The organism is Helicobacter pylori oki112, from assembly GCF_000600085.1.
GTDB classification, from domain to species: Bacteria; Campylobacterota; Campylobacteria; order Campylobacterales; family Helicobacteraceae; genus Helicobacter; species Helicobacter pylori_CY.
This window is the reverse complement of sequence record NZ_CP006821.1, coordinates 557,367-571,117: the sequence shown is the minus strand read 5'-3', so window position 1 is coordinate 571,117 and position 13,751 is coordinate 557,367. Positions and strand designations below refer to the sequence as shown.

General features: G+C 40.6%; 13 protein-coding genes and 1 tRNA gene. 9 read left to right on the top strand and 5 right to left on the bottom strand.

Going from position 1 to position 13,751, the window contains the following annotated elements:
- Positions 1-4: 4 nt before the first annotated feature.
- From guaB to HPOKI112_RS02750, 5 genes are all read right to left on the bottom strand, one after another.
- Positions 5-1,450: an IMP dehydrogenase gene (gene guaB / locus HPOKI112_RS02770; protein WP_025275823.1), complete on the bottom strand. Its 1,446-nt coding sequence runs from the start codon at positions 1,448-1,450 to the stop codon at positions 5-7.
- 9 nt (positions 1,451-1,459) lie between these two features.
- Entirely contained in the window at positions 1,460-2,821 is a 1,362-nt protein-coding gene (gatA, locus tag HPOKI112_RS02765; RefSeq protein WP_025275822.1) for an Asp-tRNA(Asn)/Glu-tRNA(Gln) amidotransferase subunit GatA, read from the bottom strand.
- 59 nt (positions 2,822-2,880) lie between these two features.
- Complete coding sequence (coaE, locus tag HPOKI112_RS02760) at positions 2,881-3,471, bottom strand: dephospho-CoA kinase (protein ID WP_025276797.1); 591 nt, start codon at positions 3,469-3,471, stop codon at positions 2,881-2,883.
- Position 3,472: 1 nt separating this feature from the next.
- Positions 3,473-4,261, bottom strand: coding sequence for a spermidine synthase (locus HPOKI112_RS02755; RefSeq protein WP_025276796.1), 789 nt, complete (start codon positions 4,259-4,261; stop codon positions 3,473-3,475).
- An 86-nt stretch (positions 4,262-4,347) separates the two neighbouring features.
- A complete protein-coding gene (locus HPOKI112_RS02750; protein WP_025276795.1) occupies positions 4,348-5,253 on the bottom strand; it encodes a hypothetical protein in 906 nt (301 codons plus the stop codon).
- 76 nt (positions 5,254-5,329) lie between these two features.
- On the opposite strand from HPOKI112_RS02750, the gene der reads away from it, so the two are divergent.
- From der to HPOKI112_RS02705, 9 genes are all read left to right on the top strand, one after another.
- Positions 5,330-6,715, top strand: a complete 1,386-nt coding sequence (der, locus tag HPOKI112_RS02745; protein WP_025276794.1) for a ribosome biogenesis GTPase Der — start codon at positions 5,330-5,332, stop codon at positions 6,713-6,715.
- Positions 6,716-6,856: 141 nt separating this feature from the next.
- Positions 6,857-7,141 (top strand): HU family DNA-binding protein, encoded by a 285-nt coding sequence (locus HPOKI112_RS02740; RefSeq protein WP_001916395.1) that lies wholly within the window; start codon positions 6,857-6,859, stop codon positions 7,139-7,141.
- Positions 7,142-7,198: 57 nt separating this feature from the next.
- Positions 7,199-7,275: transfer RNA gene (locus HPOKI112_RS02735), tRNA-Arg, on the top strand.
- A 451-nt stretch (positions 7,276-7,726) separates the two neighbouring features.
- Positions 7,727-8,332, top strand: a complete 606-nt coding sequence (locus HPOKI112_RS02730; protein WP_001236594.1) for an LPP20 family lipoprotein — start codon at positions 7,727-7,729, stop codon at positions 8,330-8,332.
- Between the two features lie 18 nt (positions 8,333-8,350).
- Entirely contained in the window at positions 8,351-8,968 is a 618-nt protein-coding gene (locus tag HPOKI112_RS02725) for an HP0838 family lipoprotein (protein WP_025309719.1), read from the top strand.
- A complete protein-coding gene (locus tag HPOKI112_RS02720; RefSeq protein WP_015427947.1) occupies positions 8,965-10,728 on the top strand; it encodes an OmpP1/FadL family transporter in 1,764 nt (587 codons plus the stop codon). Before HPOKI112_RS02725 ends, HPOKI112_RS02720 begins: the two co-directional genes overlap by 4 nt.
- A gap of 21 nt (positions 10,729-10,749) precedes the next feature.
- Positions 10,750-11,733, top strand: a complete 984-nt coding sequence (gene pseB / locus HPOKI112_RS02715; RefSeq protein ID WP_025275817.1) for a UDP-N-acetylglucosamine 4,6-dehydratase (inverting) — start codon at positions 10,750-10,752, stop codon at positions 11,731-11,733.
- Positions 11,730-13,007, top strand: coding sequence for a bifunctional phosphopantothenoylcysteine decarboxylase/phosphopantothenate--cysteine ligase CoaBC (gene coaBC, locus HPOKI112_RS02710; protein WP_015427949.1), 1,278 nt, complete (start codon positions 11,730-11,732; stop codon positions 13,005-13,007). Before pseB ends, coaBC begins: the two co-directional genes overlap by 4 nt.
- Complete coding sequence (locus tag HPOKI112_RS02705; protein WP_025275816.1) at positions 13,007-13,744, top strand: hypothetical protein; 738 nt, start codon at positions 13,007-13,009, stop codon at positions 13,742-13,744. Before coaBC ends, HPOKI112_RS02705 begins: the two co-directional genes overlap by 1 nt.
- Positions 13,745-13,751: the final 7 nt, after the last annotated feature.

Sequence of the window (13,751 nt, the reverse complement as noted above, 5' to 3'; positions counted from 1 at the left end):
CAATTCACCCATAATAATTAGGGGCTTCTTTAGTAATATCCACGCCATGCACATGGCTTTCTTTTAATCCTGCGCTAGTGATTTCTACAAATTCAGCGTTTTGATACAATTCCAAAATATTTTTCGCCCCCTGATACCCCATAGAAGAACGCACGCCCCCTACTAATTGGAAAATCATATCCGAAACCTTACCACGATAAGGCACACGCCCTTCAATGCCTTCTGGGACTAACTTTTCACTCGCCACGCCCTCTTGAAAATACCTATCAGAGCTCCCTTTTGTCATAGCCCCAATGCTACCCATGCCCCTATAGCTTTTATATTGCCTCCCTTGGTAAATCATAAAATCCCCTGGAGATTCTTCTGTGCCAGCGAGTAAAGAGCCTATCATCACGCTTGATGCCCCCAAAGCTAAAGCCTTAGCCACATCGCCTGAATAGCGGATCCCTCCATCTGCAATCACAGGAATATCAAATTTAGACGCCACTCCTACGCAATTATCAATTGCGCTCACTTGAGGCATTCCTACCCCAGCCACAATCCTAGTGGTGCAAATGCTTCCTGGCCCAATACCCACTTTAACAGCGTCCGCTCCCGCGTTAATCAAATCGCTTGTGGCTTCTTTAGTCACCACATTCCCCACAATCACATCCACTACCAAGCTTTTTTTAATCTCTTCTAAAGTGTGTAAAATATTAGCTGAATGCCCATGCGCGCTGTCTAACACCAACGCATCCACTCCGGCTTTAACCAGCATTTCAGCCCTATCCAACTGCCCCACTCCAATAGCCGCCCCCACTCTCAACCTCCCAAAATCATCTTTATTGGCTTCAGGGTATTCAATGCGTTTTTGAATGTCCTTAATCGTAATCAAGCCTTTTAAAACATTATCCTTATCCACAATGGGCAATTTTTCAATCTTATGCTTGTGCATCAAGTCCCTAGCCTCTTCCAAACTGATGCCCACATGAGCGGTAACTAAAGGCATTTTAGTCATCACATCGCCCACTTTTTTACTCAAATCGGTTTCAAAGCGCACATCTCTGTTGGTTAAAATCCCAATCAACAACCCCTTATCATCTACCACAGGCACGCCTGAGATCTTGTAATTATCCGTTATGACTTTAGCGTCCGCTAGCGTCCTGTGTGCATGGATAAAAATAGGATCATTAATCACCCCGCTCTCGCTTTTTTTAACTTTAGTGATTTCTTTAACTTGCGTTTGAATATCCATGTTTTTATGCACGATGCCAATACCCCCAAGGCGCGCCATAGCGATAGCGGTTTTATGCTCTGTAACCGTATCCATAGCCGCACTGATAAAGGGGATATTCAAACTAATGTTTTTGGTTAGGCGAGACTTTAAGCTCACATCTTTAGGTAAAACGCTAGATTTTCTAGGCACCATCAACACATCTTCAAAAGTCAAAGCCCTTTGTAAAATTCTCATTTTCTATCCTTAATCTAATTTTAAATCTAATTCTTGCTCTAAAGCGTAAGAAACATCTAAAAGGCTTTGCTCATCAAAAGCCTTAGCAATGAATTGCATCCCTATGGGCAAGCCTAAAGGATCTTTAGCGACCGGTAAAGAAAGGGCCGGCAAACCGCTCAAATTCGCCCCAATCGTGTAAATATCGCTCAAATACATTTCTAAAGGGCTTGCATGGTAATTGAATAAATGAGCGCTCGTGGGAGCTACAGGGGTGAAAATCAAATCCACTTCTTCAAAAATCTTGTTGTATTGCTCTTTAATCATCAAACGCATTTGCTGGGCTTTCAAATAATAAGCGTCATAATACCCGCTGCTTAAGACAAAATTCCCTAACATGATGCGCCGTTTCACCTCATCGCCAAAACCTTCACTACGGCTTTTGAGATACAATTCTTTCAAATCTTTAACATTTTGAGCTCTCCTCCCATAACGAACCCCATCAAATCTGGCCAGATTCGAACTCGCTTCAGCCATGCTGATAATGTAATAGATAGAGATTTGATAATGCGAATCCAGCATCTTTTTTTCCACAATCTCATGCCCCATTTCTTTCAAGGCTTTAAGGGTGTTTTCATAAGCGAGTTGCACTTCATGGCTCGCATCTTTAATGTGATCTCTTAAGATAGCGATTTTAAAGCGTTTTTCTCTGTTAAGGTTTTTAAAGGTTTGCGTGGGTTTGAGATTCGCGCTCGTGGAGTCCTTGCTATCATGCCCGCTAATGGCGTCAAATAAAATAGAAGCGTCTTCCACATTTTGCGTGATAGGCCCGATTTGATCAAAACTAGAACAATACGCAATCAAACCATAACGGCTCACTCTCCCATAAGTGGGCTTTAACCCCACGCACCCGCAATAGCTCGCCGGCTGCCTGATAGACCCGCCCGTATCGCTCCCTAAAGCCGCCACCGCTAAGCCACCCGCCACGGCTGCTGCACTCCCTCCGCTACTCCCTCCAGGCACTCTGTTTTTGTCTCGTGGGTTTTTAGTGATCCCATAGCAACTAGACTCTGTGGTGCTTCCCATCGCAAACTCGTCCATGTTAGAAAGCCCAAACCCTGCCATGCTGTTTTGGTGCAAGTTTTCCATCACGCTCGCATGATAAGGAGCGATATAGCCTTTTAAAATCTTACTGGAGCAAGTGATTTCCCACCCCTTAACGCTGATATTGTCTTTAATAAGGATTGGCACACCCTTAGCGCTAGCGCCATTAAGACTAGGGGCTTTAATATAAGCGTTCAAATCTGAAGCTCTAACCTTAGCGTCAATTTCGTTTTTAAGGGTTTCTAATTCATCTTGGGATAAAGAAAGGGCTTGTTTTAAAGTGATCATGTTTTTAGCCTTATTAAAAAATTTAATGGTAGTTTAACATGCTTAGAGACAAAACGAGCTTATAAGAGCGTTTTTAAAAAGCGTTCAACTTGCTTATTCAAATCTTTTAAACTGGAGCTGTTGTCTATAACATAATCGCTCATGGCGCGTTTTTGCTCTATATCCATTTGACAAGCTAAGCGCTGCAAGATTTCAGCTTCTTTGAGTTTGTCTCGCTCTAAAAGACGCTCAATCTGTAAAGCTCTTGGTGCATAGATTAAAACCACTTTACTCACAGGATAGCGTTTTTTACCCCCCACTTCAAAAAACAAAGGGATGTCTAAAAAATACGCTTGATGATTCTTTTCTAATTCATAGGCTTTTTTAAGCATGCACTCACGGATTAAGGGGTGTAAAAAATCCTCTAGCCATTTTAACTCATTAGCGTTTTGAAACACGATCGCGCCAAGTTTTTTGCGATTCAAAATATCCTTTTCTAAAATATCTGATCCAAAATGTTGGGCGATTTTAAACCGGTGCTCTTGCAATAATTGATGAGCGATCTTATCCGCATCTAAGATTGGATAACCTTGCGATTCTAATATTTTAATGGTGGTGCTTTTACCGGTGCCTATCCCCCCTGTCAGAGCGATAGCGTTTTTTAAAACCATTTTAAGATTTGATATTGTCTTTAAAGACTTCTTGTAAATTTTTAGGCAAAGCGAATGCAGCCCTATGAATGTCTTCGTTATAGTATCTCACGCTTGTTAGCGCTTCTATTTTTGGCGTCATTAAATCTTTTAAGGGGTGGGTTTTAAAAGAAGCGTAAATATAACCCTTGTTGCTCAAAATCCTTAAAGGCGCTACAAAAGGCATAGCAACAGAAAAAACTCCGCCCATGTTTTTAAGGGCGTTTTGCATGCTCACATGCTCTAATAATGGGTGTTTGGCTACAGAAATAAACACCCCATCTTCTTTAAGCATTCTTTTTAAACCATCCATTTTATGAATATCTGGCTCTTGCAAGCAAAGAATCAAATCGTATTTTTTAATGTCTAAATCTAAGAGTTGTTTAGCGTGCGCGAAATTCTTGTTGTTTTTCACTTCATGGAAATGGGGGAAAAAACTAATGAAGCTGTCTAAAATCTTTTCATCCGCTTGCACAAAATCTATACGCGTGTCGTATTTAAAAAGCTGGTGGGCTAATTCCAAATCAAACCCATCCACAATCAAAACTTCTTTAAGCTCTTTTTTAGTGCAACCCCCCATATGAGCGAGCAACTCGCTTTCAATGTGCAAAAAATTCTTGAACAATAATTGGCGGTTGAGCATCGCAATTTCACCAAAATCCTTAGATTTAAAAATCTCTAAGATATTATGCTCGCTTCTAACATCTAATAATTTCGCTTCTATGGTGTATTCTTTACGCAAATACGGCGTGATTTCTTGGGTGATCCACATAAACATTCCTTACTTTTTAACAATATCCATGCCTTTGAAACGCTAACATGCTACCCAAAAAAATCTAAATTGTCGTAATAAACGCCCTAACTTTCCTTAAGGCATTCTAAAAAAAGTTCCGTATCGCTCTTAAAGCGCTCTTTTTTGAAATCCAAATCAATACTGATGGCTTTATGCTGGCTGTCTAATTTATCGGTTGAATGCTTTTTTAACACCATTTGACACTTTGAAATCTCAATGGCATCTAAAGCCTTATCCCCTATCGCCCCTATCGTATAAAGATCATCGCTCTTTTTTTCTAAGAGAAAGGATTCATAAAAAGGCCTTAAACTCAAATCGCTGTTATTGGTGGTATAAACATACGAAGAAATTTTGCCCTTAAATTGCGCGATTTGCGTTTTAGTGTCATTAAAAGTGAAAGTTTGGATCTGGCGATCTTTATCGTTTTGATCTTTTAAAAAACGCTTCAAGGCTTTGGATTTGATTTCTATCAGCCATTGATCCCCTTCTTTACTCATCATAATATCCCCATCCTTTAGGGGGTAGAAATTTTGTTGGGAATATTCAATGAGTTTTGGATCTTTTGTTTTTCTTTTCGGTTTGTAAAGGAATGGGTTTTTTGTATCGTTATTGGCAGTGTTAGTATTAGACTCATTTTGGTATAAGGGCGGGTTTTTTGTATCGTTATCGCTTGGCTCATTCAATAAAATCACAGAAGTTTCGGGGTTAAAAAAGGGGTTAAAAGAATCGTCTTCATTTTTAGTCAGTTGAGCGAACGCATCTCTTTCTTTTATAGGCTGATGCACCATGTTTTGTAAAAAAATCGTTTCGCTAAAGACTTCATAATCCGAATCCACATAGCTAGGGCGTTTAGAGCCGTCATTTTCTTGCTCTTGGGCTTTTTTTTGCAACTGGATAAACCTCTCTTGCGAGCAAGCTAAAAAGCCTATTAAAACCACTACTACCACGCCTATTTTTTTGACTAAAAACAACGCTAGACCCTTATTTAAGCTTTAAATAACTATAATATTGTAATCTAATTTTGATTAAAGTGAAACTACAAGTAAAATGAATACAAGCCATAAAACTTTAAAAACCATTGCGATTTTAGGCCAGCCTAATGTGGGGAAAAGCTCGTTATTTAACCGCCTGGCTAGAGAAAGGATCGCTATCACTTCAGATTTTGCAGGCACTACACGAGACATTAACAAACGAAAAATCGCATTGAATGGCCATGAAGTGGAATTGCTAGATACAGGGGGCATGGCTAAAGACGCTCTTTTGTCTAAAGAAATCAAAGCCCTTAATTTAAAAGCCGCTCAAATGAGCGATTTGATTTTATATGTTGTGGATGGCAAGTCTATCCCTAGCGATGAAGATCTTAAACTTTTTAGAGAGATTTTTAAAACCAACCCTAACTGCTTTTTAGTGATCAATAAAATTGATAACGACAAAGAAAAAGAGCGAGCTTATGCGTTTTTTTCTTTTGGCATGCCAAAGAGTTTTAACATTTCCGTTTCGCACAATAGAGGCATTAGCGCCTTAATTGATGCGATATTGAGCGCGCTGGATTTGAATCAAATCATAGAGCAGGATCTGGATGCGGATATTTTAGAAAGCCTAGAAAATAACGCACCAAAAGAAGAAACTAAAGAAGAAGAGATCATTCAAGTAGGCATCATTGGGAGGGTGAATGTGGGCAAAAGCTCGCTCTTAAACGCGCTCACAAAAAAAGAAAGGAGTCTTGTTTCTAGCGTGGCTGGCACTACCATTGACCCCATAGATGAAACCATTCTAATAGGCGATCAAAAAATTTGCTTTGTGGATACCGCTGGCATCAGGCATAGGGGTAAAATTTTAGGCATTGAAAAATACGCGCTAGAACGCACGCAAAAAGCATTAGAAAAATCCCACATCGCGCTTTTAGTTTTAGACGTGAGTGCACCTTTTGTGGAATTGGACGAAAAGATCAGCTCTTTAGCGGATAAACACTCTTTAGGCATCATTCTTATTTTAAACAAATGGGACATCCGCTACGCCCCTTATGAAGAAATCATGGCGGCTTTAAAAAGGAAATTCCGCTTTTTAGAATACGCCCCCGTGATCACAACCAGCTGCTTAAAAACGCACCATATAGATGAGATCAAGCATAAAATCATAGAAGTCTATGAGTGTTTTTCAAAACGCATTCCCACAAGCTTGCTCAATAGCGTGATTTTTCAAGCCACCCAAAAACACCCCTTGCCAAGCGATGGAGGGAAATTAGTGAAAGTGTATTACGCCACGCAATTTGCCACCAAACCCCCTCAAATCTCTCTTATAATGAATCGCCCTAAAGCCTTGCATTTCAGTTACAAACGCTATTTGATTAACACCTTAAGGAAAGAATTTAATTTTTTAGGCACGCCTTTAATCCTTAACGCTAAAGATAAAAAAAGCACCCAACAAAATTAAATTTTTTATGCGTTAAACCCCCTTAAAAAAGCGTTCTTGCTTGATTTATCTTTAGGATTTGATTATAATTATCGCTCAATCAGTCAAGCTAAACGATTAAATCGCTTGGTTTTGGCATCTATTAGAAAAGGGGTTATCCACATGAACAAAGCAGAATTTATTGATTTGGTTAAAGAAGCAGGTAAATACAACAGCAAAAGAGAAGCCGAAGAAGCGATCAGTGCCTTTACTCTAGCGGTAGAGACAGCTTTAAGCAAGGGTGAAAGCGTGGAGTTGGTTGGTTTTGGCAAATTTGAAACCGCAGAGCAAAAAGGCAAAGAAGGTAAAGTGCCAGGAAGCGATAAAACTTATAAAACTGAAGACAAACGGGTGCCTAAATTCAAACCCGGCAAAATCCTTAAACAAAAAGTTGAAGAAGGCCAATAAATCTGATCCACTCAGCAAGGGGCTTACCAACAGATTGTGAGTTTCTTGCTTTTTTATGTCCTTGTAGCTCAGCTGGATAGAGCGTATGATTCCTAATCGTAAGGTCGTGGGTTCGAATCCCGCCAAGGACACCACTCGCATTATTTTTACTCTCATAGGAATTTAAAAAAATTTTATTTTATTTCTTATCTTATTTAAAAAATATTCAAAGCATTTTTTACAATTGAAAAGATCTTGCAAAAATCAAGCCACAACCTCTTAAAAAAGCGCTCTTTAGGGGGTTTTAAGGGTTGTAGGGGGGAATTTTCAAAATGCCTCCTACCCCCTTAAGAAAATGAATTTAAAAATCAAACTTAAAAAATGAGTTTTATCATCAAATAAAATCTTAAAACGATAAGCCATTAAAATCCCTTTTTTAAAAAATTGAGTGATCCCTATTAAAAATTTAAGAAAGCCAAAAACAGATCATAATCCCCTAGACTTTAAAACCCACTAGCCTTATAAGATTAGTGAGAATATCCGCATGACAAATCCCTTCAAAAATGATATAATAGACTTGATAAACTCATTTTAAGGAAAATGCCCATGCGTTTGCACACTGCCTTTTTTGGTATTAATTCATTGCTTGTTGCCGCTCTTTTGATAAGTGGTTGCAGTCTTTTTAAAAAGCGTAACACTAACGCTCAGCTAATCCCCCCTTCGGCTAACGGCTTGCAAGCCCCCATTTATCCCCCAACCAATTTCACCCCAAGAAAGAGCATTCAGCCTCTCCCAAGCCCTCGCCTTGAGAATAACGATCAGCCCATCATTAGCTCTAATCCCACTAACGCTATCCCTAACACCCCCATTCTCACGCCTAATAATGTCATTGAATTGAACGCAGTGGGCATGGGTGTGGCCCCAGAATCCACCATTTCGCCCTCTCAAGCCCTAGCTTTGGCCAAGCGAGCGGCTATTGTTGATGGCTACCGCCAATTGGGTGAAAAAATGTATGGTATTAGGGTGAACGCTCAAGACACCGTCAAAGACATGGTTTTACAAAATTCCGTGATTAAAACCAGAGTCAATGCCCTCATTCGTAATGCTGAAATCACTGAAACCATCTATAAAGACGGCTTGTGTCAAGTCAGCATGGAGCTTAAATTAGACGGCAGGATTTGGTATCGTATTTTGAGCGGAGCGAGAGGATAGACTCTCCTACTCTCAATCATGCGGTATTTTAGAAGCGCTTTTTTATTATTTTTCATGACGCTTTTTTTTACCTCTTGCTCCAAGCACCCTTTTTCTAAGCAAACCCCCAAAACTAGGGAGCAGATCAGACAAGAAGAAGCCCGTAAAAAAAGAGAAGAGACTTTGAATGCCTTGCGCCAATTCAGACTCATTTATATTAACACGCCGGTTTTTCGCTTTTATGATTACGGCACGATTAAAACCGATAAAGACCATAATATTGAAATAACCCTCTATAAGCTCAGCCAAAGAGTGGGCGATATTTATATGACTAAACGAAGCATTTGTTTTAGCCAAAAATGTTCGGCTAAATGGATTGCCGCAAGGGATTTGTTTGGTAAGGTGAGCTATGGGGATTTGTTTGATGATATTGTTTTAGGGAGAGATATTTTTAAAGGTTTAGGCAAGCGCCATTTAACCCCTGAATACGTGATCCAAAGGTTTCAAAAAAGCGGGGAAATTATCCTTTATGAAAGGAAAAATGGCCTGATTTCTTTCCAGAATTTGACGCAAAAAATTGCTATTAGGATTGAACCCTATGAGCCTTCTTTGCAAGATTTAGAAGATAATGAAAACGCTGACAGCGAGCTCCAATGAAAAACTTTTCCCCACTTTGTTGTTTTAAAAAGCTCAAAAAACGCCATTTAATCGCTTTGAGCCTGCCCTTGCTTTCTTATGCCAATGGTTTTAAAATCCAAGAGCAAAGCCTGAATGGCACGGCTTTAGGCTCGGCGTATGTCGCTGGGGCTAGGGGGGCTGACGCTTCCTTTTATAACCCGGCGAATATGGGCTTTACTAACGATTGGGGTGAAAACAGAAGCGAATTTGAAATGACCACCACCGTGATTAATATCCCGGCCTTTAGCTTTAGAGTCCCTACGACTAATCAAGGCTTGTATTCGGTTACGAGCTTAGAAATTGATAAAAGCCAACAAAATATTTTAGGCATCATCAACACTATAGGGCTTGGCAATATCCTTAAAGCGCTTGGCAATACGGCCGCTACCAATGGCTTATCACAAGCAATCAATCGGGTTCAAGGGCTTATGAATCTAACCAATCAAAAAGTCGTAACCCTCGCTTCATCGCCTGACACTCAAATCGTGAATGGCTGGACGGGAACGACTAATTTTGTTTTACCCAAATTCTTTTATAAAACGCGCACGCATAACGGCTTCACTTTTGGGGGGAGTTTTACCGCTCCTAGCGGACTAGGCATGAAATGGAATGGTAAAGGGGGGGAATTTTTGCATGATGTGTTTATCATGATGGTAGAGCTTGCCCCTAGCATGAGCTATACTATCAATAAGCGCTTTTCTGTGGGCGTGGGCTTAAGAGGGCTTTATGCGACCGGGAGCTTTAATAACACCGTTTATGTGCCTTTAGAGGGTGCTTCGGTTTTGAGCGTGGAACAGATTTTAAATTTACCCAACAATGTTTTTGCCGATCAAGTGCCAAGCAACATGATGACTTTATTAGGCAATATTGGCTACCAACCGGCGCTTAATTGCCAAAAAGCCGGTGGGGATATGAGCGATCAAAGCTGTCAAGAGTTTTATAACGGCTTGAAAAAAATCATGGGCTATAGCGGCTTGGTGAAAGCGAGCGCGAATCTTTATGGCACGACTCAAGTCGTGCAAAAATCTAACGGGCAAGGCGTATCGGGGGGCTATAGAGTGGGTTCGAGTTTGCGTATCTTTGATCATGGCATGTTTTCTGTGGTGTATAATTCCTCAGTTACATTCAATATGAAAGGCGGTCTAGTAGCTATCACAGAGCTTGGCCCTTCTTTAGGGAGCGTTTTGACTAAAGGCAGCTTGAATATCAATGTTTCACTCCCCCAAACCCTAAGCCTAGCCTACGCCCACCAATTTTTTAAAGACCATTTAAGAATAGAGGGGGTGTTTGAGCGCACCTTTTGGAGTCAAGGGAATAAATTTTTAGTAACCCCTGATTTTGCGAACGCCACTTACAAGGGCTTAAGCGGAACAGTGGCTTCACTAGACTCTGAGACGCTTAAAAAAATGGTAGGCTTAGCGAATTTTAAAAGCGTGATGAACATGGGGGCTGGCTGGAGGGACACCAACACCTTTAGATTAGGGGTAACTTACATGGGTAAAAGCTTGCGTTTGATGGGCGCTATTGATTATGATCAAGCCCCAAGCCCCCAAGATGCGATAGGCATTCCGGACTCTAATGGCTATACCGTGGCTTTTGGGACGAAATACAATTTTAGGGGATTTGATTTGGGCGTGGCGGGGAGTTTCACTTTTAAAAGCAACCGCTCCAGTTTGTATCAATCCCCAACCATTGGGCAATTGAGAATCTTTAGCGCTTCCTTAGGCTATCGCTGGTAAAACATGCCAAACCATCAAAACATGTTGGATAACCAAACGATTTTAATCACCGGAGGCACTGGGAGTTTTGGCAAATGCTTTATTCGTAAAGTTTTAGACACCACCAACGCTAAAAAAATCATCGTTTATAGCCGAGATGAATTGAAACAAAGCGAAATGGCCATGGAATTTAACGATCCTAGGATGCGTTTTTTTATCGGCGATGTCAGGGATTTAGAACGCTTGAATTACGCTTTAGAGGGCGTGGATATTTGTATCCATGCGGCCGCACTCAAGCATGTGCCTATCGCTGAATACAACCCCCTAGAATGCATTAAAACCAATATCATGGGCGCGAGCAATGTGATTAACGCATGCTTAAAAAATGAAGTGAGCCAGGTCATCGCCCTAAGTACCGATAAAGCCGCTAACCCCATTAACCTCTACGGCGCGACGAAATTGTGCAGCGATAAGCTCTTTGTGAGCGCGAATAACTTTAAAGGCTCTTCTCAAACGCAATTTGGCGTGGTGCGTTATGGTAATGTGGTGGGGAGTCGTGGGAGCGTGGTGCCGTTTTTTAAAAAATTAGTCCAAAACAAAGCGGGTGAAATCCCCATTACCGATATCCGCATGACACGATTTTGGATCACCTTAGATGAGGGGGTTTCTTTTGTGCTTAAAAGCTTGAAAAGAATGCATGGGGGTGAAATTTTTGTGCCTAAAATCCCTAGCATGAAAATGACTGATCTCGCTAAAGCCCTAGCCCCCAATACCCCTACTAAAATCATCGGCATTCGCCCGGGCGAAAAACTCCATGAAGTGATGATCCCTAAAGATGAAAGCCATTTAGCCCTAGAATTTGAAGATTTTTTCATCATTCAGCCCACTATAAGCTTCCAAACGCCTAAAGATTACACGCTCACCAAACTCCACGAAAAAGGCCAAAAAGTCGCCCCCGATTTTGAATACAGCAGCCATACTAACAGCAAATGGCTAGAGCCTGATGATTTATTGAAATTATTATGAATTTTTTAGAAGATTTGTTTTACCCCTTAAGATTGTTAGAAAACAAGCGCGTTTTATTGCTCGTGAGCGGCTCTATTGCAGCGTATAAATCCCTAGAATTAACGCGTTTGTTGTTTAAAAGCGGGGCTAGTATCCAAGTGGTGATGAGTAAGGGCGCAAAAAAATTCATCAAACCCTTAAGTTTTGAAGCTTTGAGCCACCATAAAGTCTTGCATGATCGTAATGAAAAATGGTATTACAACCACCAAAACGCCTTGCACCATAACCACATCGCATGCGCTGCTAGCGCTGATTTACTCATCTTTGCCCCTTTAAGCGCTAACAGCTTGTCTAAAATCGCTCACGCTTTAGCGGATAATACCATCAGCGCGACTTTTTTAGCTTGCACTTCCCCTAAAATCCTAGCCCCCAGCATGAACACCAACATGCTCAATTCCCCTATCACTCAAAGTAATTTAAAACGCTTGAAAGATTCCAACCACATTATTTTAGACACGCAAAACGGCCTTTTAGCATGCGACACTAAAGGCGATGGAGCGATGGCTGAGCCTTTAGAAATCCTTTTTAAAGCCGCTCAAACGCTCCTAAAAGACGCTTATTTTGAAAACAGAGAAGTCATAGTCATGGGCGGGGCGAGCGTGGAAAAGATTGACAGCGTTCGAACGATCAGTAATCTTTCTAGCGGGATTCAAGCGAGCGCTTTAGCTTTGGCGTTGTATTTTAAGGGAGCCAAAGTAACCTTGATTGCATCAAACTTCCCTACCCCCTTGCCTAAAGAAATCAAAAGCGTTTTAGTCAGCGACACCGCTTCTTATGAAAACGCCCTGAATAGCGCCGCTAACAACCTGCAAAAACATGCCTTAAAACCCCTGTTCTTCAATTTAGCTGCCATTAGCGATTATGTGCCTAAAACTTCTTTTAATTATAAGCTTAAAAAAAGCGAACTGGGCGAAACCTTAAACATTGAATGCGTTCAAAATAAGGATTTACTGGCTTCTGTCAATCCTAATCAATTCGTTAAAATCGGTTTTAAAGCTGAAGACGATCAACAAAACGCCATCAAAAACGCTCAAAATCTTTTAAAACTTTCTCAAGATAACGGCAAGGATTGCTCCATGGCCGCTTTGAATCTCATTAAAGATTCACGCCCTTTTGGCTCATTAGAGAATGAATTGTGGCTTTTTAGCCATCAAAAAACCCAAAAAATCCCTTCTATGAACAAATTAGAAGCGAGCTTTAAAATCCTTGATTTTATCAAAGACAACGCCCTTTAATGCTAGAAGCCCTAAACGCCCTAAACCAGCTTAACGCCCTTCATTCCAAAAACGCCTCGCACCATTTTAACGCCACTTTACCCATTCTTTTAAAGGTTTTAGAAAAACAAGATAAAGATCTTTTCCTTTTGCAAGTGGGTAATAGGATTATCCCCACCAAAAGCGAACAGGAATTGAAAATCAATCAGCCTTATTTTGCGACTATGCAAAGAAATCAGCTGGGCGATATTGTGCTTAAAAATTTAGTGCCTGCCCCAAAAATCTTAGACGCATTAGACGATTTGCCCACTATTGAAATGCATAAATTAAAAGAAATATTGAGTGCTAAAGACAATACCCCCTTAAAAGAATACAAAGAACTTTTGAGCGAAAAATTAGTCCATGCTAAAAGCTCTCAAGAGTTTTTGAATACGGCCAACATGCTTTTAAGCTTGCAATCGCAGGTTTTAAGCTTTGTAATTGAAAACGAACGCAAAAAAGCCTTTTTACAGACGAAAGCCAAAAAACAAAGCGTTGATTTTTACGCTCTGTATCCTAACTTGGGCGAAATTGGCGGCGTCATTTATTTGAAGGAAAAAGAGAAACAGCTTTTTTTAAAAACCACCCTCCAAAGGACTAAAGAGGTTTTAAAAGAGGCTCAAAACACCCTTTTAGGCTTTTCTTTTGTGGAAATCGTGTGCGAAAAAACCCCCATGCTTTTTGCTTTTGAAGAGCGCTTATTAGACACGATAGGGTAGAAAAATT